This is a genomic window from Clostridium sp. AF32-12BH, assembly GCF_003477935.1.
Taxonomy (GTDB): domain Bacteria; phylum Bacillota; class Clostridia; order Lachnospirales; family Lachnospiraceae; genus Brotaphodocola.
Genome location: NZ_QUEH01000001.1, coordinates 172,147 through 196,020, shown reverse-complemented (window position 1 = coordinate 196,020; position 23,874 = coordinate 172,147). Strand labels below are relative to the sequence as shown.

Annotated in this window: 14 protein-coding genes and 1 pseudogene; 11 read left to right on the top strand and 4 right to left on the bottom strand. The window is 50.1% G+C overall.

Annotated elements, in window-relative coordinates:
* Nucleotides 1-80 precede the first annotated feature (80 nt).
* Nucleotides 81-1,922, top strand: coding sequence for a trypsin-like peptidase domain-containing protein (locus tag DWZ40_RS00990; RefSeq protein WP_243035142.1), 1,842 nt, complete (start codon nucleotides 81-83; stop codon nucleotides 1,920-1,922).
* 70 nt (nucleotides 1,923-1,992) lie between these two features.
* Here DWZ40_RS00990 and DWZ40_RS00985 read toward each other — a convergent pair whose 3' ends face one another.
* On the bottom strand, nucleotides 1,993-3,819 hold the full coding sequence (locus tag DWZ40_RS00985) for a S8 family peptidase (protein ID WP_118540283.1): 1,827 nt from the start codon (nucleotides 3,817-3,819) through the stop codon (nucleotides 1,993-1,995).
* Between the two features lie 174 nt (nucleotides 3,820-3,993).
* On the opposite strand from DWZ40_RS00985, the gene DWZ40_RS00980 reads away from it, so the two are divergent.
* Both DWZ40_RS00980 and DWZ40_RS00975 read left to right on the top strand, forming a co-directional pair.
* Complete coding sequence (locus DWZ40_RS00980; protein WP_118540282.1) at nucleotides 3,994-4,542, top strand: signal peptidase II; 549 nt, start codon at nucleotides 3,994-3,996, stop codon at nucleotides 4,540-4,542.
* A gap of 37 nt (nucleotides 4,543-4,579) precedes the next feature.
* Nucleotides 4,580-5,893, top strand: coding sequence for a hemolysin family protein (locus tag DWZ40_RS00975; protein WP_118540281.1), 1,314 nt, complete (start codon nucleotides 4,580-4,582; stop codon nucleotides 5,891-5,893).
* A gap of 50 nt (nucleotides 5,894-5,943) precedes the next feature.
* On the opposite strand, the gene DWZ40_RS00970 is transcribed toward DWZ40_RS00975, so the two are convergent.
* The gene (locus DWZ40_RS00970; protein WP_118540280.1) at nucleotides 5,944-6,303 is read right to left on the bottom strand and encodes a TIGR04086 family membrane protein; all 360 of its coding nucleotides are present in this window, start codon (nucleotides 6,301-6,303) and stop codon (nucleotides 5,944-5,946) included.
* A 315-nt stretch (nucleotides 6,304-6,618) separates the two neighbouring features.
* Here DWZ40_RS00970 and rpsL point away from each other — a divergent pair, with 315 nt between their 5' ends.
* The 5 genes from rpsL to DWZ40_RS00945 all read left to right on the top strand — a co-directional run bounded on the left by rpsL (nucleotide 6,619) and on the right by DWZ40_RS00945 (nucleotide 13,197).
* The gene (rpsL, locus tag DWZ40_RS00965; RefSeq protein WP_118540279.1) at nucleotides 6,619-7,044 is read left to right on the top strand and encodes a 30S ribosomal protein S12; all 426 of its coding nucleotides are present in this window, start codon (nucleotides 6,619-6,621) and stop codon (nucleotides 7,042-7,044) included.
* A gap of 164 nt (nucleotides 7,045-7,208) precedes the next feature.
* Nucleotides 7,209-7,679 carry a 30S ribosomal protein S7 gene (gene rpsG / locus DWZ40_RS00960; protein WP_118531413.1) on the top strand — a complete coding sequence of 157 codons (471 nt, stop codon included), beginning with the start codon at nucleotides 7,209-7,211 and terminating at the stop codon, nucleotides 7,677-7,679.
* Between the two features lie 15 nt (nucleotides 7,680-7,694).
* Entirely contained in the window at nucleotides 7,695-9,815 is a 2,121-nt protein-coding gene (fusA, locus tag DWZ40_RS00955) for an elongation factor G (RefSeq protein ID WP_118540278.1), read from the top strand.
* A 207-nt stretch (nucleotides 9,816-10,022) separates the two neighbouring features.
* Complete coding sequence (tuf, locus tag DWZ40_RS00950) at nucleotides 10,023-11,216, top strand: elongation factor Tu (RefSeq protein ID WP_118540277.1); 1,194 nt, start codon at nucleotides 10,023-10,025, stop codon at nucleotides 11,214-11,216.
* 397 nt (nucleotides 11,217-11,613) lie between these two features.
* Nucleotides 11,614-13,197, top strand: a complete 1,584-nt coding sequence (locus DWZ40_RS00945) for a S8 family peptidase (protein WP_118540276.1) — start codon at nucleotides 11,614-11,616, stop codon at nucleotides 13,195-13,197.
* A gap of 106 nt (nucleotides 13,198-13,303) precedes the next feature.
* Here DWZ40_RS00945 and DWZ40_RS00940 read toward each other — a convergent pair whose 3' ends face one another.
* The gene (locus DWZ40_RS00940; protein WP_118540383.1) at nucleotides 13,304-14,683 is read right to left on the bottom strand and encodes a D-alanyl-D-alanine carboxypeptidase family protein; all 1,380 of its coding nucleotides are present in this window, start codon (nucleotides 14,681-14,683) and stop codon (nucleotides 13,304-13,306) included.
* Nucleotides 14,684-15,063: 380 nt separating this feature from the next.
* Between DWZ40_RS00940 and nrdD the strand changes: the two genes are divergently transcribed.
* Entirely contained in the window at nucleotides 15,064-17,253 is a 2,190-nt protein-coding gene (gene nrdD / locus DWZ40_RS00935; protein WP_118540275.1) for an anaerobic ribonucleoside-triphosphate reductase, read from the top strand.
* A gap of 112 nt (nucleotides 17,254-17,365) precedes the next feature.
* On the opposite strand, the pseudogene DWZ40_RS00930 reads toward nrdD, so the two are convergent.
* A pseudogene (locus tag DWZ40_RS00930) lies at nucleotides 17,366-17,830 on the bottom strand (ATP-binding cassette domain-containing protein); the annotation flags it as partial.
* 418 nt (nucleotides 17,831-18,248) lie between these two features.
* Here DWZ40_RS00930 and DWZ40_RS00925 point away from each other — a divergent pair.
* Both DWZ40_RS00925 and DWZ40_RS00920 read left to right on the top strand, forming a co-directional pair.
* Nucleotides 18,249-19,709, top strand: coding sequence for an ABC transporter ATP-binding protein (locus DWZ40_RS00925; RefSeq protein WP_118540273.1), 1,461 nt, complete (start codon nucleotides 18,249-18,251; stop codon nucleotides 19,707-19,709).
* Nucleotides 19,710-19,820: 111 nt separating this feature from the next.
* Complete coding sequence (locus DWZ40_RS00920; protein WP_118540272.1) at nucleotides 19,821-23,849, top strand: glycosyltransferase; 4,029 nt, start codon at nucleotides 19,821-19,823, stop codon at nucleotides 23,847-23,849.
* Nucleotides 23,850-23,874: the final 25 nt, after the last annotated feature.

Sequence of the window (23,874 nt, the reverse complement as noted above, 5' to 3'; positions counted from 1 at the left end):
TCGAACACAATTGTATCACAATTGTCTGTTATAGTTCTTTACAGAGTTAAGAAAAGAAGTACAGAAAGGAGATCATCATTATGTACGAAGAAGACAGAGATAACAGAAAAGATTATTCGGAAGCTGGTTATCAGAACCGCGACGATGAACATATGGAATACCGCAACAACACCGTGCAGGGCGCAGAGAGCCAGGAAGTAAGAGGCAGTCAGAACTCTGTACAGGAAAACAGCCAGGGAAGTAGTGCCAGTGCATGGCAGTCTGCAGCACAGGACAACAGCCAGAATGGCAGCACAGGTGCATGGCAGTCCGCAGCACAGGGAAGCAGCCAGAGCAGCAGCACAGGTGCATGGCAGTCTGCCCCGCAGGGAAGCAGCCAGAGTGGCAGTGCAGGTGCATGGCAGTCTGCCCCGCAGGACAGCAGCCAGAGTAGCAATGCAGGTGCATGGCAGTCTGCAGCACAGGGAAGCAGCCAGAGTGGCAGTGCAGATGCATGGCAGTCTGCACCGCAGAGTAGCGGCCAGGCATCCGGACAGAACCAGGATTTTGCATGGGGCGCACAGCACGCAGCCCAGGAAAGCACACAGCAGGCAGACGCACAGGCACAGACCCATCATACAACCGGTGGCTGGGCACCGCGCAGACCGGAGTTTCATCATAATGCGCATCAGAAACCGGAACATGCAAAACGCAGCGGTCATGGTATGGCGAAAAAAGTTGCAGCGGTTACGGCAGCAGCAGTTTTGTTTGGTACGGTAGCAGGCGGAACGATGTTTGCAGTCGATACTATGGGCGAGTATCTGAAAGGACAGTATACTACCATCGGTCAGACGGAAACCCAGGCACAGGTGAAAGTTGCCGAGTCGGATTCTGGCGATGGAAGCACCACCGCGGGAGCACCGGTTACCTCAGCAATTCAGACGGATGTTTCTTCCATCGTAGAGAAGGCAATGCCATCGGTTGTTGCCATCAACAATACCATGGTTATGCAGCAGCAGACCTGGTTCGGACCGAGTCAGACTGTCGAGGTTCCGAGCAGTGGATCCGGCATCATTGTTGGTCAGAACGACGAGGAACTTTTAATCGTTACCAACAACCATGTAGTTGAGGACTCCAAGGAGCTGACGGTTACCTTTATCGATAACCAGCAGGTCGCAGCAGCAATCAAAGGTACCGATTCCGAGACAGACCTGGCAGTCATTGCCATTCCGTTAAAGGATATCCCATCTGATACCATGAGTCAGATCAAGGTTGCAACTCTTGGTGATTCTGATGCATTAAAGGTTGGTCAGGGTGTCGTTGCGATCGGCAATGCCCTTGGCTATGGTCAGTCGGTAACCGTTGGTTATGTCAGCGCCCTGAACCGTGAGGTTAAGGCAGAGGATCAGACAACCCGCACCCTGCTTCAGACCGATGCAGCAATCAACCCTGGCAACAGCGGTGGCGCTCTGTTGAATATGAAGGGTGAGGTCATTGGTATCAACGCTGCAAAATATTCCTCTACGGAAGTAGAAGGCATGGGCTATGCAATTCCGATCTCCCAGGCACAGGATATCATCAATGAACTGATGAACAAGAAGACCCGTGTTGCGGTTGATGAGACACAGCAGGGTTATCTGGGCATTCAGGGTCAGAACATCGATGAAACTGCGGCAAGTATGTATGGTATGCCGAGAGGTATCTATGTATACAAGATTGTAGAAGACAGTGCCGCATCGAAATCAGATTTACATGAGAAAGATATCATTACCAAGTTTGATGGTCAGACTGTCCGCACGATGGCAGATCTGAAAGATATGCTGACCTATTATAAAGGCGGCGACACCGTAAACCTGACCGTACAGTCCCTGGAAAATGGACAGTACACCGAGCGTACCGTCCAGATTACACTGGGAACCAAGCCGGTCGGTGAAACGAACTAAATTAACAATTTAGCACAGTAAGTCAAAGGGGCGAAAGTTCCCGCAGCCGTTATCGTGCAATATTGTTCCTTCACTCCCGCATCAGTAAAAAGGACTGATACAGATTGAGCGTTCCGTACCCCCACTGTCGGTTGGGGTACTGGAACGCTTCTTTTCTGTCTGCCCCACGGATAAGAATAGATTTTACGGAGATGCTGGTGAGTGTTGCATCGTTGCCCTGGGTGAATCCCCAGGAAAAAAGACAAGCAACCGCTCCGGCGGTGAGAGCAGCCGCGACAGAAGAGCCGGTGCGCCGTGTGAGGGAAAGCTGACCGGGTGGCGAAGCCTGCCCGGAGTCAGAAACCGGACTTCTCCCAAGCTGGCTGGAACGGGAAAACGACCCGGCCGGTACACGCTGCTCCGGAGGGGAACTTGCCTGGCGCTGCAGCGCCGGCCCCTGTACATCGACACCTGGGGCGGCCAGATCTGGCTTTATCTGACCAGTGGCAGTGAAACCGCGGCTGCTGTGAATGTAGAGACTGTTTGTGATGTGGTTATAGGTGCTGACAGTCAGAAGCAGCGGCGCATTTCCAGGGTCTGTGATGGTGATGTCGGGATCAGGGCGGAGAAAACGGGTATCATCTGAGAGAAAACTCTGGAGGGGAAGCCAGATGTGAAACTGCCCGGTAAGGTAGAGGGTGGGGTAAACCCGGATATGCCAGATGCCTGGCATCGGATCCGTAAAACGGAGAAAGGCAAGAAAACGCCCGGAAACAGATTCTGTGATCTGATAGCTGACAAAGATCCGGGTGGCATCCAGTTGAAAAGAAAGGGTGGTTTCCTGTCCGACTGCAAGGGGAATCCGTTCGATCACTTCACCGGAAGGCGAGACAAAGCCGATGGTATAAAGTTCCGAGGCATCTGCCCACAGCTCCATGGAAAAACTGCGGCCGGGAGAAGCGATGCGGAGTTCGACGTCATCGTATTTCTGTTCCTGAGGCAGTTGGTTTGTGTAATGCCGCCCAAAGCCGGTTTCGTTTCCGGCACCTAGGACGCAGGCAAAGCCGCGGGTGCCGCTTAAAGCCTGCAGCTGTATGGACAGGGGAGAAACGCCGCTGTGGCTGCCCTGACTGGTGCCGGCTCCGAGACAGAGAACAAGCGGCATCTGGTATTGTCCGGCGATACCAAGGAGAAAAGCGACTCCTGCCATGATGTCGTTTTCCTGGTAAGCATCTGCCTCAGGGGAGACTGCAAAAAAATCCCTTAAATACTGCTTGGCAGGTTTCAGGCGTACAACGGCCAGTGTGGCATCTGGCGCGGCGCCGGAAAATGGAATGGTGTCGGTCTGGTTACCAGCGGCCACACCGGCGAGAAACGTCCCGTGTCCGTTTGTGTCCGTCGGGGGAATTACGGAGAGAGGATCTTCCGAAGCAAGTGCCCGGTTTAAATCTTCGCGGCTGTATACCGTACCGTAAAAAGGCTGAAAGCCGGCGACCGGTTCCGGGACGAAATCACGTTGTCTGGTCTGATCCCAGATGCTTAGGATACGGCTGGTCCCATCCGGGTTTTGAAACAGCGGATTGGTATAGTCGATTCCGGTGTCGATCAGTCCGATGAGAATTCCCTGACCGGTACTTGTCAGATTTGGCTGGGAAAAGACAGGAAGAATGCCGGCGCTTTCCAGGGCGGTGGTATCCTGAAGACCGTAGAGTTTTGGGATCGCGGAATAGGTCTGCTGTGTAAAACTTAATGGCAGAACATTTGCCAGTGGCACATGGACGATGGCATATTCCTGGCTGACCAGATTGACACACTGCGTCCCGGTCAGTTCATAGAGGGATTCTACGGCTCTGGGGGAATAGCGGACAATGAAATCTGCATAATCTTCAGAAGCAGGGGAAATATTGCATGGAATCATAGGTGCTCCGCACGGTTTTTCATAGTATATGCTGTTTGACGCGGCGGTGATTCAATAGTACAATGGAGATGATCGTGAAAATAGAAAACGTGATCTATGGAGCGATATCTGCAGACAGAATCAGTTATAAAGGAAGAGAATGGAAAATAAAAACATCAGGAGGAAGGAAACATCATGATCTATACCGGAATCATTGCAGCGCTTTCATCGCTGGACCTTGGGATCAAATGGCTGATTGAACGGGAAAAACCGGAGGATTTTCCAAAACCACTGCGTCACACATGCGGAAAAATCCTTTTGTATCGAAATCATAACGCGGGATTTCCTTTTGGATTTTTGGAAAAGCATGGGGAAGTAGTACGGATGCTGCCGCTGGCAGTCATCTCCGGACTTTTCGGTTTTCTGACTGCGCTGCTTCCACAGAAAGGAAAACGGGTGCAAAAGATTGGCATTGCCATTATTCTGGGCGGCGCCATCAGCAATCTCTATGACCGTCTGGTACGGCGTTATGTTGTGGACTATTTCAGTATTCAGTGTGGAAAACTGAAAGAAGTGGTCTTCAATCTTGGAGATATCTTTGTATTTCTTGGCTCTGGCATTCTGTTCACTGCAGAAGTGATCAAAGAAATCCGCGGCGTCTTTCCGAAAGAAACGTCATTGCTGTCTGAACAGCGCGCAAACAGCATCAAAAGTCTGGTTGACAGCGGCCAGGAAACCATGTAAAATCGTATGAAAAAAATAAAGGAGCGAAAAAATTCTTATGTTAGATTCGGGAGACAGTACGGGCATACAACTGGCGGCGGTTCTGGTTCTGCTGATGCTATCCGCGTTTTTCTCATCGGCAGAGACTGCGCTTACCACGGTAAATAAGGTGAGAGTGCGGACTCTGGCTGAGGGCGGCGACAAGCGCGCCGCGATGGTGGCTGCAGTGATTGAAGATCCTGCCAAAATGCTGAGTACCATTTTGATTGGCAACAACATCGTGAACCTGTCGGCTTCATCTTTGATGACGACACTGACGCTGCGTCTTTTTGGCAATGCAGCTGTCGGTGTGGCAACGGGTGTACTGACGCTTTTGATTCTGGTATTTGGTGAGATTACGCCAAAGACGATGTCTACGCTGTATGCGGAAAAGATTTCTTTTGCCTATGCAGGAATCATTCATGTACTGATGGTTGTTCTGACTCCGGTCATCTTTATCGTGAATAAGCTCTCTATGTGCGTTCTGTTTTTACTGCGGGTAGATCCAAACAAAAAACAGGATCCCATCACAGAGGATGAACTGCGTACCATCGTGGAAGTCAGCCATGAGGAAGGTGTGATCGAGAGCGAAGAAAAAAAGATGATCAATAATGTGTTCGATTTCGGGGATACTGTTGCAAAAGATGTTATGGTTCCGCGTATCGACATGGTCATGATAGATGTTACGGCATCGTTCGATGAGCTTATGGAGCTGTTTCAGAAGGAGCGCTTTACCCGTATCCCGGTCTACGAAGAAAATACAGACAATGTCATTGGCATTGTTAATATGAAAGATTTCATTTTATTCGATCACGACAAAGAAGAGAATTTCTCCATCCGCGATTATCTGCGCCAGCCGCTCTACACGTATGAATACAAGAAGACAGCGGAACTGATGATGGAAATGCGCAAGACCTTCAATAACATTGTTATCGTGCTGGATGAATACGGCGCAACTGCCGGTCTGATCACACTGGAGGATATGCTGGAGGAAATCGTTGGAGAAATCCGAGATGAATACGATCAGGACGAAGAGGACGAGGTAAAAGAAATCGGTCCGGATGAGTATCTGGTCAATGGCTCCACCAAACTGGATGATTTAAATGACCGGCTTGGTCTGGAATTGCAGTCAGAAGACTACGATTCCATTGGAGGTCTGTTGATCGGGCTTCTGGATCATCTGCCGGAAGCCGGGGAAGAAGTTGATTACGAGAATCTTCATTTAAAAGTAGAAGATATGGATAAAAACCGGATCGGCAAGATCCGCATTCAGATCCATCATCCGGAAAAAACGGAAGAGGAAGAATCGGAAAAGAAAGAAGAGAATGAATAGCATCAGGAGAAAAATTGCGTGTGAAAATTGTTTCACACGCAATTTTTGTGTTAACTGAGAATTCCACCTGCCATTCCGCCTGCGACGCAGCATGCAAGCACTGGCAGTACGTGGGAAATATCCGGGACTCTGCCCTGGCGCAGCAGAATCGAAGCGGCAAAGAGTGCCAGAAAATACAAAACCCCGGTAAGCAGTCCCCAGAAAAAACGCCGGGTGCGCAGTGCCTTCCCGCAGAGCAGACCGCCGGCAAAACAGGAAATGCCATAGAGCAGATAGACCGCCGGTGTGATCTGCGATTCCCGAAGCTTCAGCTTATAGAGGATGAAAGTCAGGATAAACAGCAGCACGGCAGACAGCAGGTAAGAGGCAACCAGGGAAATTAACAGGGCCTTTGGGCGGGATGGAAGCATAAAAGTTCTCCTTTTGGAAATACTCTGATCAGTTCATTTTATTCTGTGTTGTCCGGGAAAATGTCCAAAAAGAGATGCGGGAAAGCTTCTTGGAAAAGTTCTGGAAAAGTTATAAAAATACCAGCAGAAAAAGTGCGGGAAAATGGCGAAAACAGGAGCAAAAAATGTATCGAAAAATTACAAAAATATCCTTGACATGACATGTGGGAATGGATATAATAGAATGGCGTGCGAAAATCGCAGGATTTTTTGATGCGCAAAAAAGCTGAAAAGAAATACAGCAACCAACAGACAATATCACAGGAGGTGAAAGGAATGCCAACATTCAACCAGTTAGTGAGAAAGGGAAGACAGACCGCAGTTAAGAAGTCTACTGCACCGGCTCTGCAGAAAGGATACAACTCCTTACAGAAGCGTGCAACTGATACTTCTTCACCGCAGAAGAGAGGTGTCTGCACCGCAGTTAAGACTGCAACCCCGAAGAAGCCGAACTCTGCACTTCGTAAAATCGCCAGAGTACGTCTTTCTAACGGTATCGAGGTAACCAGCTACATCCCGGGCGAGGGACACAACTTACAGGAGCACAGCGTAGTATTAATTCGTGGTGGTCGTGTTAAGGACCTTCCGGGTACCAGATACCACATCATCAGAGGTACTCTTGATACCGCAGGCGTAGCCAACAGAAAGCAGGCTCGTTCCAAGTACGGCGCTAAGAGACCGAAAGACGCTAAGAAGAAATAAGTAATAACTTACACTAGTAGTACCACTAACGTAAGTAAAAGTAGTTAGTGCCGGGATGATATTGCCTGTGGTTGCAGGAATAGATAGAACCGTGCGCGAACACATTTTTATGGAAACATGTGAGTACCTATGAATTAATTTCTATAATTAAGGAGGGAAGTAACGTGCCACGTAAAGGACATATTCAGAAAAGAGATGTATTAGCAGATCCTTTATACAACAACAAGGTTGTAACCAAGCTGATCAACAACATCATGCTTGATGGTAAGAAGGGTGTTGCACAGAAAATCGTATACGGTGCATTTAACCGTGTAGAAGAGAAGAGCGGCAAGCCGGCTCTGGAAGTCTTCGAAGAGGCTATGAACAACATCATGCCTGTTCTGGAGGTTAAGGCAAAACGTATCGGTGGTGCTACCTATCAGGTGCCGATCGAGGTTAAGCCGGAGAGACGTCAGACTCTTGCACTTCGCTGGATCACCATGTTCTCCCGTAAGAGAGGCGAGAAGACCCAGGAAGAGAGACTGGCAAACGAGATTATGGACGCAGCAAACAACACTGGTGCATCTGTAAAACGTAAAGAAGACATGCATAAGATGGCAGAGGCTAACAAGGCCTTCTCCCACTTCAGATTCTAATAGGAGGAAAAAGCTTTGGCTGGAAGAGAATATCCGTTGGAGAGAACCAGAAATATTGGTATCATGGCTCACATCGATGCTGGTAAGACCACTTTGACTGAGCGTATCCTGTATTACACTGGTGTAAACTACAAAATCGGTGATACTCACGAAGGTACTGCTACCATGGACTGGATGGAGCAGGAGCAGGAGAGAGGTATTACCATTACTTCAGCAGCTACTACCTGTCACTGGACCATTCATGGTCAGGACAACCGTCCGATCAAAGGACAGCCGGAGTATCGTATCAACATCATCGATACCCCAGGTCACGTAGACTTTACTGTTGAGGTAGAGCGTTCCCTTCGTGTACTGGACGGCGCTGTCGGCGTGTTCTGTGCAAAGGGTGGTGTAGAGCCGCAGTCCGAGAACGTTTGGCGTCAGGCAGATACCTACAACGTACCGCGTATGGCATTCATCAACAAGATGGATATCCTGGGTGCGAACTTCTACGGTGCAGTAGAGCAGATCCGTACCAGACTTGGTAAGAACGCTATCTGCTTACAGCTGCCGATCGGTAAAGAGGACGAGTTCAAGGGCATCATCGATCTGTTCGAGATGCAGGCTTACATCTACAACGATGATAAGGGCGACGACGTTACTGTTTGCGAAATCCCGGATGATATGAAGGATGATGCAGAGTTATATCACACCGAGCTGGTAGAGAAGATCTGCGAGCTGGATGACGATCTGATGATGCAGTATCTGGAAGGCGAAGAGCCGTCTATCGAGGATCTGAAGAAAGTATTAAGAAAAGCTACCTGTGAGTGTACTGCTGTTCCGGTATGCTGTGGTAGTGCATACAGAAACAAAGGTGTTCAGAGACTTCTGAACGCTGTAATCGAGTTCATGCCGGCTCCGACCGATATCCCGTCTATCAAGGGTACCGATATGGACGGCAATGAAGTATTCCGTCATTCTTCCGACGAAGAGCCTTTCGCAGCTCTGGCATTCAAGATCATGACTGACCCGTTCGTAGGTAAACTGGCATTCTTCCGTGTGTACTCTGGTACCATGAATTCCGGTTCTTACGTTCTGAATGCTACCAAGGGCAAGAAAGAGCGTGTTGGCCGTATCCTTCAGATGCACGCTAACAAGAGACAGGAGATCGACAAAGTTTACTCCGGCGATATCGCTGCAGCAGTAGGCTTTAAGATTACCGGTACCGGTGATACCATCTGTGATGAGAATCATCCGGTTATCCTGGAGTCCATGGAGTTCCCGGAGCCGGTTATCGATATCGCTATCGAGCCGAAGACCAAAGCTGGTCAGGGCAAGATGAGTGAGGCACTTGCAAAACTTGCAGAGGAGGATCCGACTTTCCGTGCATCCACCAACCAGGAGACTGGCCAGACCATCATTTCCGGTATGGGTGAGTTACATCTGGAGATCATCGTAGACCGTCTTCTGAGAGAGTTCAACGTGGAAGCTAACGTTGGTGCTCCGCAGGTTGCTTACAAAGAGACCTTCACCAAGGCCGTAGACGTAGACAGCAAATATGCGAAGCAGTCTGGTGGTCGTGGTCAGTACGGTCACTGTAAAGTTCACTTCGAGCCGATGGATGCGAACGCAGAAGAGACCTTCAAGTTCGAGTCTACCGTTGTCGGTGGTGCTATCCCGAAAGAGTACATCCCGGCAGTTGGCGCTGGTATCGAAGAGGCTGCTAAGTCCGGTATCCTTGCTGGATTCCCGGTACTCGGCGTAAAAGCTACCGTATACGATGGTTCTTACCATGAGGTCGACTCTAACGAGATGGCATTCAAGATTGCCGGTTCCATGGCATTCAAGGAGGCTATGCAGAAGGCAGGCGCTATCCTGCTTGAGCCGATCATGAAGGTTGAGGTTACCATGCCAGAGGAATACATGGGTGATGTTATCGGTGATATCAACTCCCGTCGTGGCCGTATCGAGGGTATGGATGACTTAGGCGGCGGTAAGATCGTAAGAGCATACGTTCCGCTTTCCGAGATGTTCGGTTACTCTACCGACCTTCGTTCCAAGACTCAGGGACGTGGTAACTACTCCATGTTCTTCGAGAAGTACGAGCCGGTTCCGAAGTCCGTACAGGAGAAGGTTATCAACGAGCACAAAAAGTAATTAAACCTTAATTACAATCAAATCTAATTTCCGGCACAGGCATTCCGTGAATGTATCTCCAGCTCCGGCTGAGAGGCTTTGCGGGACTGCCGCCCGGAATAGAGAAAAGGCTTGAAAATATTGCGCAAATAGCATATAATAAAGAACAGCCTAACCATATAATCAATCGCCCGTACTAGGCGGGCAAATCAAGGAGGACGTTATAAAATGGCAAAAGCAAAGTTTGAAAGAACCAAACCGCATTGTAACATTGGTACCATCGGCCACGTTGACCATGGTAAAACCACTCTGACCGCAGCAATCACCAAAGTTCTGTCTGAGAGAGTTGCTGGTAACACCGCTACCGATTTCGAGAACATCGATAAGGCTCCGGAGGAGAGAGAGCGTGGTATCACCATTTCTACCGCACACGTTGAGTATGAGACTGAGAAGAGACACTATGCACACGTTGACTGCCCAGGACATGCTGACTACGTTAAGAACATGATCACCGGTGCAGCTCAGATGGATGGCGCTATCCTTGTAGTAGCAGCAACCGATGGTGTTATGGCTCAGACCAGAGAGCACATCCTGCTTTCCCGTCAGGTAGGCGTACCGTACATCGTTGTATTCATGAACAAGTGTGATATGGTTGACGATCCGGAGCTGCTTGAGTTAGTAGACATGGAGATCCGTGAGTTGCTGAACGAGTACGAGTTCCCGGGCGATGACACCCCGATCATTCAGGGTTCTGCTCTGAAAGCTCTGGAAGATCCGATGGGCGAGTGGGGCGACAAGATCATGGAGCTTATGGATGCAGTTGATAGCTGGATCCCGGATCCGCAGCGTGAGACTGATAAGCCGTTCCTGATGCCAGTCGAGGACGTATTCACCATTACCGGTCGTGGTACCGTTGCTACCGGCCGTGTAGAGCGTGGTGTTCTTCATCTGAACGATGAGGTTGAGATCGTTGGTATCCACGAGGAGACCAAGAAGACCGTTGTTACCGGTATCGAGATGTTCCGTAAGTTACTGGATGAGGCTCAGGCTGGTGATAACATCGGTGCTCTGCTTCGTGGTATCCAGAGAACTGAGATCGAGCGTGGACAGGTTCTGTGTAAGCCGGCATCTGTAAAGTGCCACAACAAGTTTACCGCACAGGTTTACGTTCTGACCAAAGACGAGGGTGGTCGTCATACCCCGTTCTTCAACAACTATCGTCCGCAGTTCTACTTCAGAACAACTGACGTAACCGGCGTTTGCGAGCTTCCGGAAGGAACCGAGATGTGCATGCCTGGTGATAACGTAGAGATGACCGTTGAGCTGATCCATCCGGTAGCTATGGAGCAGGGTCTTCGTTTCGCTATCCGTGAGGGTGGTAGAACCGTAGGTTCAGGTCGTGTTGTTTCTATCTGCGAATAATCTCTAATTAGAAATTAATCGAAATTTTCATATAATGTAGATGCGCCTGGTGCGCCTACTGTGTCCAAACGTAAGAGGACCCGTGGAGATTTTTCTCCACGGGTTTTTCTGTTATCTGGCACCTGAAAAACTTTATCTGGCACCTGCCAAATGTCATGGACAGGTCCGGCAGATGTGTATTGGAACTGCAATCAGAACAGCATCAGCAAGGACGCTACTATCACGGGTAAAAACGTAAGGAAAATTCACACATTTTTCAAAGTAAGAACTGGTAACTTATGTTATAATCAGAAACTGTATTATAAATGTAAGATTAGGCATTATCACATAGAAGTGATTCATGGATAACACAGCAAGTGGATAACATAAAATGGGTAGCAGAACAAGGAGTAAATGAATGAACTATAAACGAAAATTAGTTTCCGGTCTGGCACTATGCCTTTGCGGCGCCAGTCTGGCAGCATACCAGCCGGAAAGACCGGGGATACCCGGAAGGGTTACGGGGCAGACAGAAACTACGTCAGATCGGACACAGGAAACGTCAGCCTACGATGCGGAGCGATATACATTTTCTACAGATGTCTACGGTCCGGGCGTAACCAATCTGTCTTCTTCCGACAGCTATTCCAGGTACCAGTGGGGTCTGAAAAATGATGCGGAACTTCAGTACAGCGAGATTATCAACCGCTTCAAGGACAGTAATCCGAAGCTTGCCACATTCATTGACCTGGCAAACTATCTGGGAATGCCGGCACCGGTGGCTGGTCCGGATGCTTACCGGATCAAAGAAATCCGTGCCAGAAAAGGAGTAGATATCGATGTTCTTCCTGCATGGAACCTTTATGATGCAAGCACAGAGGAACATCGTCAGGTGGTAGTTGCGGTCATTGACACCGGAATCGACATCAATCATCCGGATCTGAAAGATGCCATTTGGACCAACGAAGACGAAATTCCGGGAGATGGCATCGATAATGACGGCAACGGCTATATCGACGATGTGCACGGCTGGAATTTCTTTGATGGAAACAATGAACTCTGCAAGGGCAGCGAGGACGATCACGGAACCCATGCGGCAGGAACCATTGCCGCGACCCGTGGAAATGGCGGCATTGCTGGAATCGCGGATAACAAGTATGTCAAGATCATGTCTCTAAAAGCGCTGGGAACCCAGTACGGCGTGGGTGAGGAAAAGGCAATCATCGAAGCCATCCGCTACGCGGAAGCAAACGGTGCCTCCATCTGCAACCTCAGTTTTGGAACGACCGAATATTATCCGGAACTGGAAAAGGTCATGCGCGAATCGAAGATGCTGTTTGTGGTATCAGCCGGAAACGGAGACGCGAAAGGAATCGGAGAGGATACGGATCAGAAACCGGATTATCCGTCTTCCTTTGACTTAGATAATGCGATATCCGTTGCGAACCTGATGTTCGACGGAAACCTGGCTGAGAGCTCCAATTATGGCGCTAAGAGCGTAGATATCGCAGCACCCGGCACTTATATCGTCAGCACCATTGCAAACAGCGGATACGGCTTTATGACCGGCACCTCCATGTCTGCACCGATGGTAACCGGTGCGGCTGCATTCCTGTATTCCTACCGCACCGACCTGCAGCTTTCCGATATCCGTAAAGTCCTGTTAGAAACCGCCCGCAAGATCCCGCCATTGGAAGGCAAACTCAGCAGCAACGGCATGCTGGATGTGTACGCGGCCCTGAATTACGGAAGAACGACAGAAAACACGGCTGAAAGTACAGCAGAGAATACGACAGAAAGCGTGGATGCAGGAAACAGCGGCAGCACCGATAACACCGGAGCCGATGTCTCAGCGGCTGCAGGAAATACTGAAAATCCAGAAAGCGCACAATCCGGACAGGAAACACAAAACTCCGGAGATGCAGCCCAGACAGAATCCCAGACAACCACGTCAAAAACCATTACGGCCGGAGGCGGAGAGCCAATCCGGCTGGGACAGTAAATGAAACAATATTGCACAGTAACGAACGAGGGGCGAAAGTTTCCACAGCCGCCATACATGGCGGCTGCGGGAACTTTCGCCCCTTTGATTTACTGTGCAATATTGTTTATTTCTTCTTATTTTTGTATTCTTCCAGCAGCCGCTCAAACTCTTCCTCATCACCGGAACGCTGCAGTCTCTGTCTTCTGCGTTCACGACGCTCGGCGAGGGCTTTTGCTTCCTGCTTTCTGGAGTAGACGATCCAGCCTGCGATTCCGATCACGGCAAGGACGAGGAGCACGATCAGAATCGTGACCAGTACGCCGACGATGGAAAAGTTTCCGTGGGTGCGCTGTGAATCGGATGCACCGGAGCTGGTAGCCAGGGAACTGCCTGCGTCATCTGCAGAATCAGCAGTGTTGGTACTGCCATTTCCGGCTGCAGATGAAGAATCGGTGCTGCTGTCGCCGTTATCGATGGTGACACCGTCTTTGGCAAGCAGATAGGCCGTTCCGATCACCCGGTCATTGTAGGTGTAGGTGAGCAGGGCCACGGCATTGTCCGGGCTGACTTCCGGCAGTGCGCCAAGGGAAATGTCGGCATCCTCGAAAGAAGCACCGTTTGGAAGGGTGATGACGCTGTCCGGGTCGATCATCAGATCGGAAGCCAGGAAAGAACCCTTGTCCAGGTTGATGGTTTCGTTTCCGGTGACGTAGCGGCTTTCGTAGTCGGCTACGGTGTAGTTCTGGAAGGAACGGAAGCCGAACTCCAGGAGTGCTTTTCCATCTACGAAGTACTGACGCGGCTGTCCTTTTAAGATGACAGAGACCAGACGGCGGTTATCCTTGACTGCGTAGGTGACCAGGGTGTTTCCGGCTTTGATCAGATAACCTGTTTTTCCGGCGATTGCTTCCGGATAGTAGTAGGGACTGCTCTGATCTTCGGTGACACAGAGACGGTGTTCGCCGCGGATGGTGAAACCGTCCGGATTCTGGGTGGTCGGTGCGATCTTATGTGTCGTGGCAGAGCTGATCTCTACCATGGTCTCATTGTCGTATGCGGCCTGCGCGATCAGGGCCATATCGTAAGCGGAAACATACTGATTATCTCCGTTTAAACCGGATGGATTTTCAAAATGGCTTTCCTGGCATCCCAGTTCTACCAGTTTTTCGTTCATCATGTCCACAAAGGCGGGAATGCTGCCTGCCGTGTGCTCTGCCAGGGCATTGGCTGCCTGGTTGCAGGATACCAAAAGCATGGAGTAGAGACAGTCTTCCACGGAGAGCTGGTCTCCGGCTACGACGCTGATTTTATTTCCGCTGTCTGCTTCCACCTGGTTGACAGCGGTCGTAGAAAATGTTACAGTATCATCCAGATTGCAATTTTCCAGGACGATGAGTGCTGTCAGAATCTTGGTGATGCTGGCTGGCGGATAAGCCAGGTGGATATTCTGTCCGTATAAAATGGCACCGGAATCCATATCCATGACAATTCCGGCCTCTGCCATAATGCCGGTATCAGAAGGCCAGTCGGGTTTAGCCCAGGCTGTCAGAATGAACAACTGGCATGTTAGGGCAAAACATACAAATTTTGTTATCTTTTGTTTCCATTTATTCAGCAATGTGCGAACCTCCTGTGTTCTTTTTCCGTTTGCGGTTTGAGTTCAAAAGCAAGGAACTCTGCGGTGTTTCCCGCATTTTGGCAAAACGGACCTGTCTAATCATACCTTATGTAAAATAAATATTCAACCAAATATTCCATGAAATATTCGTGAAATTGCCACTTCCATTTTCCCCATATTTGTAGTATCATAAATTCTGCTACGACATATAGTTGTTTATAACGCAATAAAATACAAGATATAGTATATACGAGAGGGGTTTGGGCATGACTACGGATGTTAAGACAAATGTGATCAAGAGAAACGGCAAAGAGGTTTCTTTTGATGTCTCTAAGATTGTGAACGCGATCACCAAGGCGAATGCCAGCGTCGATCATCTTCATCAGCTGAATGAGTATCAGATCAACGCAGTGGCAGATATGATCGCAAAACAGGTGGAAGAGGCTACGCATGCGGTAAACGTAGAAGATATTCAGGATATGGTAGAGACCGGCATCATGGAGATGCGGGGTTACGAGGTAGCACAGAAGTATGTGCGTTACCGTTACAAGAGAGAACTGACCAGAAAATCGAATACGACGGATAATGGCATCCTGGCACTGATCGAGCACCTGAACGAGGAAGTAAAACAGGAAAACTCCAACAAGAACCCGGTGATCAATTCCACCCAGCGTGACTACATGGCTGGTGAGGTCAGCAAGGATTTAAGCCGCCGTGTTCTGCTCCCGGAGGAGATTGTGCGCGCTCATGAGGCGGGCATCATCCACTTCCACGACACCGATTATTTCGCACAGAAAGAACACAACTGTGACCTGATCAATCTGGAAGATATGCTCCAGAACGGCACCGTCATCAGCGAGACCATGATCGAGAAGCCGCACAGCTTTTTCACGGCCTGCAACGTTACCACCCAGATCGTGGCTCAGGTAGCCAGCAACCAGTATGGCGGACAGTCCTTCTCTCTGGCGCATCTGGCTCCGTTTGTGGACATCAGCCGTCAGAAACTGCGCAAGAATGTCATTGAGGAGCGCAAGGAGTGCGGAGAATCCCTGGACGATGCGATCATCGACCGTGTGGTAGAGCGCAGACTGCGCGATGAGATCAAGAGCGGTATCCAGACAATCCAGTACCAGCTCATCACCCTGATGACCTGTAACGGACAGGCTCCGTTCGTAACCATGTTCATGTATCTGGACGAGGTACCGGAAGGCCGTACCCGTGACGATCTTGCCATGATCATCGAGGAAGTCATGATCCAGAGAATGCAGGGTGTTAAGAATGAAAAAGGTGTCTGGATCACTCCGGCATTCCCGAAGCTGATCTATGTTCTGGACGAGGACAACATTACGGAGGATTCCAAGTACTGGCATCTGACTGAACTTGCTGCAAAATGTACTGCAAAGCGCATGGTTCCGGACTACATCTCCGCAAAGATCATGAAAGAGATGAAAAATGGAAACGTTTACCCGTGCATGGGCTGCCGTTCTTTCCTGACGGTCGAGGATTCCCAGAGAAATCCGGATGGAAGCCATAAGTTCTATGGACGTTTCAACCAGGGGGTTGTAACCATCAACCTGGTGGATGTAGCATGTTCCTCTGAGGGCGATATGGACCGTTTCTGGGAGATCTTTGAAGAGCGCCTGGAACTCTGCCACCGCGCGCTGCGCTGCCGTCATGAGCGTCTGCTTGGAACGATTTCCGATGTAGCGCCGATCCTCTGGCAGAATGGTGCTCTGGCAAGACTGAAAAAGGGCGAGACCATTGACAAACTCCTGTTTAATGGTTACTCCACCATTTCTCTTGGTTACTGCGGTCTCCACGAGATGTGCGTGCGCATGACTGGAAAGCCGCATACCGATCCGGCTGCAAAACCGTTCGCTCTGGCTGTCATGCAGAAGATGAACGACAAGTGCAAGGAGTGGAGAGAGGCAGAGAACATCAGCTATTCCGTATACGGAACGCCGATGGAGTCTACCACCTACAAGTTCGCAAAATGCCTGCAGAAGCGTTTCGGCATCATTCCGGGTGTTACCGATAAGAACTACATCACCAACAGCTATCATGTGCATGTAAGCGAGGAGATTGACGCGTTCAGTAAATTGAAATTCGAGTCTGAGTTCCAGAAGCTGTCTCCGGGCGGAGCAATCAGCTATGTAGAGGTACCGAACATGCAGCAGAATATCCCGGCCGTTCTCTCTGTCATGAAGTTCATCTACGAGAACATCATGTACGCAGAGCTGAATACCAAGAGCGACTACTGCGAGTGCTGCGGCTACGACGGTGAGATTAAGATTGTCGAAGACGAATCCGGCAAGTTAGTCTGGGAGTGCCCGAACTGCGGAAACCGTGACCAGGACAAGATGTCTGTGGCACGCCGCACCTGTGGTTACATTGGAACCCAGTTCTGGAACCAGGGACGTACCCAGGAGATCCGTGACCGGGTACTGCATCTGTAAAAATCTGAATTGTATATGGTAAATGAACAATTGTTCATAGAAAAGGGGGATCTGATATCTGTCAGACCCCCTTTTTGGGTAAAATATATGGATTTTATGATTGTGAGAAAACTTATGCAAACTGCGAGTAAAACAGCTGTGCATAGAATCCGTTTTTCGCCAGCAGCTGTGCATGGGTGCCCTGCTCGATGATATCTCCGTCTTTTACAACCAGGATGTTGTCAGCGTTCTGGATCGTGGAAAGGCGGTGCGCGATGACGAAACAGGTTTTTCCGGCCATCAGTTTTCGCATCGCAGACTGGATCTGGATTTCTGTACGCGTATCAACATTGCTGGTTGCTTCATCGAGGATCAGCATCTGGGATCTTAAGAGCATGGCGCGCGCAATGGTCATCAGCTGTTTCTGTCCCTGGGAAATGTTGATGCCGGATTCGGTCAGCAGGGTATCATAACCCTGCGGGAGTGAGGTGATGAAGCTGTGGATGTGGGCTGCTTTGGCAGCTGCCTCGATCTCTTCCTGCGTGGCATCCGGACAGCCATAGGCAATATTTTCCTTAATGGTTCCGGTGAAAAGCCAGATTTGATGGCGAATCCAAGGCTCATACGCGGCACGTATGGTCTCAGATAAGGTAAGATGCGCTTCATCTGGCTGTCTCCTTTGCTGTGAATAGTTGTATCTACAACTATTTTAAGGCGGAAAGGCTGCAAAGTCAATCATTCTGCATAGTTTTGCAATCTTGCGAAATTCTAAGGATTTTATGAAATTTACTGCGCTCAGGCGTACGTGCCTTGCACCTGAGGAAAATTAATGGTATACTGTCGTGGTAAATTACCCGTATTGCGGCTTGCAGGGCCACAGGGGCGGCAGAATCCTGCAAAGCAGGATTCTTTTTGGGCGGTTTTGCGCATCGTATCAATGTGTTGGCTGTGCAAGAAGCAATCGTATGAAAAGATGTCTGTGACTGCCCTGGAACTTTGCAAATGAAAGGAATCCCATGTCTTCAAACAATGAATACGCGATCCAGGTACAGGACGTGAGCAAGATATATAAGCTGTACGACAAACCGATCGACCGGTTAAAGGAGTCGCTCAGCTTAACCCATAAAAATTACCACCGGGACTTTTTCGCGTTGAGCGATATTTCGTTTAACGTAAAAAAGGGCGAGACGGTGGGCATCATCGGAACCAATGGTTCCGGAAAATCGACGATCTTAAAGATCATTACCGGAGTCCTAACGCCGACGAGCGGTCAGGTCCGGGTGAGCGGAGTCATCTCAGCGCTGTTAGAGCTGGGAGCCGGTTTTAATATGGACTACACCGGCATTGAGAACATCTACATGAATGGAACCATGATGGGCTTTTCCAAGAAGCAGATGGATGAAAAACTGCCGGATATCCTGGAGTTTGCGGATATCGGAGATTTCGTTTACCAGCCGGTAAAAACCTATTCCAGCGGTATGTTTGTGCGGCTGGCTTTTGCGCTGTCGATCAACGTGGAGCCGGAAATCCTCATTGTCGATGAGGCACTTTCCGTGGGAGATGTCTTCTTCCAGTCCAAGTGTTACCGCCGCATGGAGGAAATCCGCAAAAACGGCACGACCATTCTTATGGTTACCCACGATATGGGCAGTGTCATCAAATACTGTGACCGGGTTGTGCTCTTAAATAAGGGACACTATGTAGCCGAAGGCGCGCCGGGCAAGATGGTGGATTTATATAAGAAGATCCTGGCAAACCAGATGGATGATCTGGAAGAAGAACTGCTGGAGATGAATGATTTTTCCGGCGGGATGGACTCTAACGCGGCAGGAGCCGGTGCGAAGAGCGCGTCTGGTGAAAAAGCAGACGGATCCGCAGGAGCTGGCGCAGATACCAGCGAAAATGCAGCAGGAACGGCAAAGGGTCAGGACGGCGCAGCAGGCCATGCGCATAAAAAGCACAGCGGTCTCATGAAAGATAAGCTGACCATCAACCCGAACCGCACCGAGTACGGAAACGGCAAGGCCGAGATCTACGACCTTGGCATGTTCGATGAACGTGGCAACTTGACGAATCTGTTGTTAAAGGGTGAGTATTTCACAATCAAGGAAAAGATCCGTTTCCATGACAGCATCCAGTCACCAATCTTTACTTACACGATCAAAGATAAAAAGGGTGCGGACTTAACCGGAACCAACACGATGTTTGAGGGTGCCGAGATCCGTCCGGTGAAGAACGGCGATGAGTACGAGGTGAATTTCCGCCAGAAGATGACGCTCCAGGGCGGTGAATATCTGCTTTCCATGAGCTGCACCGGCTTTGAGCAGGGCGAGCATACGGTGTATCACCGGCTGTACGATGTAGCGAACATTACGGTTATCTCGAATAAGAATACCGTGGGTGTGTACGATATGGAATCTGAGGTGGAGGCTGTGCTGAAACCGGCGGAAACGGAAACACAGAACAGTAACAGTTAGAAATTGCGTGAGCCAAAAAAACAGGCCAGAAATGTGGGAAAACAAGAACGGAATCGCACATTGCAGCTGGCAGAATACGGAACGTGAACATAAGAAAGAGGTTTTTAGAGCATGAGAAAGATTGATGATGAGATACAGGCGCTCCTTTCGGAGCACCGCGGGGATATCCGCTCCATCTTACAGGACAACCACCGGTTGGACCTTCTGTATGCCCTCTCTTCCCAGCGGGAGCTCCTGCTTGAGTGGTATGAGTTTGAGCCGGATGCAGAGGTGCTGCAGGTTGGTGCCGATTACGGTGCGCTGACCGGACTGCTGCGCACCAGCGTGAAGCAGGTCACTGTGCTGGATGAGACGGAGTCTGCGCTGGAGACGGTAAGACAGCGTTATCCGGGTGCAACAAACATTTATTATTGCAAGGACAGCCTGATGGGCTTTGCAGGGGAAGCCTGCGCCGAGGGGAAAAAGTACGACTATGTGATTTTTGCCGGAACACTGGCAGCACCGTATGAGGAGCATATCCGTGCGGCAAAATCGCTGCTGAAGCCGACCGGCATTCTGATCGTGGCAGCAGCCAATGCGCTTGGCATGAAGTATTTTGCTGGAACTTCCGAGGAGGAGAATGCCCTGACGAAGCGCCAGTTAACGGAGCTTCTCTGCGGCGAAAAAGAGACACAGAGCATGGCAGAGGAAAGCGGTGCCCTGAAGTTTTATTATCCGATGCCGGACTATAAGACTCCGGTGAGCATTTATTCCGACGCGTATCTGCCGAAGAAGGGCGATCTGACCCGGGTAACCCCGGCGTACGATTACCCGCCATATCACATGATGGAGATGGGCGAGAAGTTTGACACGGTCTGCGAGGCAGGGCTGTTCGACTTATATGCAAACGCTTATCTGGTGTTCTGGAGCGCAGATCCAAAGCAGCTTCACAAGGATGATGAGCGGATTTTTATCAAATATAACAAGACAAGAAGAGAAAAATTCCAGATCAAGACCTGTATCTGCGAGCGAAATGCAGCAGGAATGTCGGAAACATCTGGTGCAGCGGCTGGAAACAGCAGTGCAGCAGCACCGGTCAAAAAAGAGCGCTACGTGGAAAAAGCTGCTTTAAGCCTGGATGGCAGCGCCCACATCGCTTCTTTCAAAGAAAAATATGAAAAGCTGACGAAGCAGCACCGGATCTTAAAGGTAACGGAGCCAAAGTTTGCCGAGCACCGCAATTCGGTTTATTTCCCGTATCTTGTGGGGCAGACCTGTGCGGAGAAGCTGGGTGAGCAGTTAGAGGGCGGACAGCTTCCGCTGGATGTGCTGCAGATCGTCATGAACCAGATCTACGACATCAGCCCGGAGTGCCGCAGTGCGTTTACCAGAACCGCAGAGTTCGATGAGGTGTTTGGCGCGGACTTAACGGAGGAGGAGCAGAATCTGCTGCTTTCCGATACCGCCTGCGAGGTTTCCAACATCGATGCCTTGTTTGAAAATATGCTGCTGACGCGGGAGGGCATCTACTGTCTGGACTACGAGTGGGTGTTCTTATTCCCGGTTCCGGAGCATTTTGTGAAATACCGCATTCTGTACTATTTTCATGAGCAGTACAGCAGTGTGTTAAAACAGCTGACCTTAGAGCAGATCCTGGATTCGTTCGGTATCACGCCGGAGATGGCAGAAGTATACCGGAAGATGGAGGTAAACTTCCAGAATTATGTGCACGGTGAGAACCAGCAGCTGTACCTGGGCAATTACATGGTTTATTCCCGTACCGTGCGTGACATCCGCCAGACGGAGAGTGACCTTGCGCGGGCAAGGGAGCGCATTGAGCAGATGAAGATCCACAGCCGTGAGAAGGATGTGACCATCCGCAAGATCACGGAAGTTCAGCGTCTGACTAACAACCATGTAACGAACTTAGAGGCCATCATCCATAACCATGAGCATGAGATCGGGGAGATGGCAAAGACCCTGAATTACTTAAATAAGCATGAGGCGATTCTCTTTAAGATCCGCCGGAAGCTGGGTGATAAGTTTAACCAGAAGTATCCAAAGGGATCGGTAGAGCGAAAGAAGCTTCATTATAAGAAAGAATACATGCTGCATCCGCTTCGCTCCATGAAGCTTTACTCGACACCGGAGGGACGAAACCTGCGTGATGGCGATTTCAACATCGGTGAGATTTACCGGGAACACGGCCGCCTGAAGTTTGAGAAGGTGGAGAACCCGACCGTTTCCATCATTATTCCGGTATACAACCAGATTCACTATACCTACGCGTGCCTGCTTTCTATTTTAGAGCACACGAAGGATGTTTCTTATGAGGTCATCATTGCGGACGATGTGTCCACGGATGCGACCGAGCATCTTTCCGAGTACGCGGAAGGACTGGTCATCTGCAGAAACAGCACAAACCAGGGCTTTTTACGCAACTGCAACAACGCAGCGCGTCATGCCCGTGGTAAGTATGTGATGTTCTTAAACAACGACACCCAGGTGACCGAAAACTGGCTCTCTTCCCTGGTTCAGCTCATCGAGTCTGACCCGACCATCGGTATGGTAGGCTCCAAGCTGGTTTACCCGGATGGACGTCTGCAGGAAGCAGGCGGCATCATCTGGAGCGATGGTTCCGGCTGGAATTATGGCCGTCTGGATAATCCGGATAAGCCGGAGTACAACTACGTCAAGGACGTGGACTACATTTCCGGTGCAGCGATCCTGCTTTCCAACGAGCTGTGGAACCAGATCGGCGGCTTTGATACCCGGTTTGCACCGGCCTACTGCGAGGACTCTGACCTGGCATTTGAGGTGCGCAAGGCAGGTTACCGTGTCGTATATCAGCCGAAGTCCAAGGTCATCCACTTTGAGGGTGTTTCCAACGGTACCGATGTACAGGGCACCGGCTTAAAGCGTTACCAGGTTGCCAACAGCAAGAAGCTGAAAGAAAAATGGGCAGACGAGTTTGCAAAGCAGTGCGAGAACGATGGCAATCCGGATCCGTTCCGTGCCAGAGAGCGCAGCATGGGCAAGCCGATCATCCTGGTGGTGGACCACTATGTGCCGACCTACGATAAGGACGCCGGTTCCAAGACCACGTACCAGTACTTAAAGATGTTCTTAAAGAAGGGCTATGTGGTGAAGTTCCTCGGTGATAACTTTATGAACGAGGAGCCGTATACCAGCGAGCTGGAGCAGATGGGCATCGAGGTGTTATACGGACCGGAGTACCAGGTCAAGATTTGGGACTGGCTGCGTGACCACGGCGATGACATTGCAGTGGCGTACTTGAACCGCCCGCACATCGCATCCAAATACATTGATTATATTTTAGACAATACCGATATCAAGGTGATCTATTACGGACATGACCTGCACTGGCTGCGGGAAAGCCGTGAGTACCAGATCACGAAAGATCCGAAGATCCGCGAAGATGCGGAATACTGGAAATCCATTGAGTTTACGCTGATGAGCAAGGCGGCCGTTTCTTACTACCCGTCTTACATTGAGCGTGATGCGATCCATGAGATCGACCCAACCATCAACGTGAAGGATATCACCGCGTATGTGTTTGATGAGTTCAAGTCCGACATACAGGAAGACTTTGCGAAGCGCAATGGTCTCTTATTCGTCGGTGGCTTCGCACATCCGCCGAATGCAGATGCAGTGCTCTGGTTTGCAAAGGATATTTACCCGCGCATCCGTCAGAAGATGGAGGCAGCCGGAGTCACTCCGCCAGAGTTTATTGTGGTTGGATCTAAGGTAACCGATGAAATCAAAGCTCTGCAGCAGCCGGGCAATGGCATCATCATCAAGGGCTTTGTATCCGAAGAAGAATTGAGTGAGCTTTATGCGACCTGCCGCGTGGTGGTTGTACCGCTGCGTTACGGTGCAGGCGTGAAGGGCAAGGTGGTCGAGGCAATCTACAACGGTGCCCCGATCGTGACGACATCCATCGGTGCGGAGGGAATCCCGCAGGTGGAGGATGTCCTGTTGGTGGAGGACGAGCCGGAGGCATTTGCCGAGACCGTGACCCGTCTTTACCAGAGTCTGGAGGGCTGCAAGGCACTCTGCGAGAAGACCCAGAGCTACATCCGCACGCATTTCAGCATGGATGCAGCATGGAAGGTTATCGAGGATGATTTTAAACGATAATGGATTCCGGGCTGGGATTGCCCGG

What these genes read in the sequence shown, in the direction of transcription:
- DWZ40_RS00990 (WP_243035142.1), top strand. Translation starts at nt 81, where the DNA reads ATGTACGAAGAAGACAGAGATAACAGAAAAGATTATTCGGAAGCTGGT.
- DWZ40_RS00985 (WP_118540283.1), bottom strand. Translation starts at nt 3,819, where the DNA reads ATGATTCCATGCAATATTTCCCCTGCTTCTGAAGATTATGCAGATTTC.
- DWZ40_RS00980 (WP_118540282.1), top strand. Translation starts at nt 3,994, where the DNA reads ATGATCTATACCGGAATCATTGCAGCGCTTTCATCGCTGGACCTTGGG.
- DWZ40_RS00975 (WP_118540281.1), top strand. Translation starts at nt 4,580, where the DNA reads ATGTTAGATTCGGGAGACAGTACGGGCATACAACTGGCGGCGGTTCTG.
- DWZ40_RS00970 (WP_118540280.1), bottom strand. Translation starts at nt 6,303, where the DNA reads ATGCTTCCATCCCGCCCAAAGGCCCTGTTAATTTCCCTGGTTGCCTCT.
- rpsL (WP_118540279.1), top strand. Translation starts at nt 6,619, where the DNA reads ATGCCAACATTCAACCAGTTAGTGAGAAAGGGAAGACAGACCGCAGTT.
- tuf (WP_118540277.1), top strand. Translation starts at nt 10,023, where the DNA reads ATGGCAAAAGCAAAGTTTGAAAGAACCAAACCGCATTGTAACATTGGT.
- DWZ40_RS00945 (WP_118540276.1), top strand. Translation starts at nt 11,614, where the DNA reads ATGAACTATAAACGAAAATTAGTTTCCGGTCTGGCACTATGCCTTTGC.
- DWZ40_RS00940 (WP_118540383.1), bottom strand. Translation starts at nt 14,683, where the DNA reads ATGGCAGAGGCCGGAATTGTCATGGATATGGATTCCGGTGCCATTTTA.
- nrdD (WP_118540275.1), top strand. Translation starts at nt 15,064, where the DNA reads ATGACTACGGATGTTAAGACAAATGTGATCAAGAGAAACGGCAAAGAG.
- DWZ40_RS00925 (WP_118540273.1), top strand. Translation starts at nt 18,249, where the DNA reads ATGTCTTCAAACAATGAATACGCGATCCAGGTACAGGACGTGAGCAAG.
- DWZ40_RS00920 (WP_118540272.1), top strand. Translation starts at nt 19,821, where the DNA reads ATGAGAAAGATTGATGATGAGATACAGGCGCTCCTTTCGGAGCACCGC.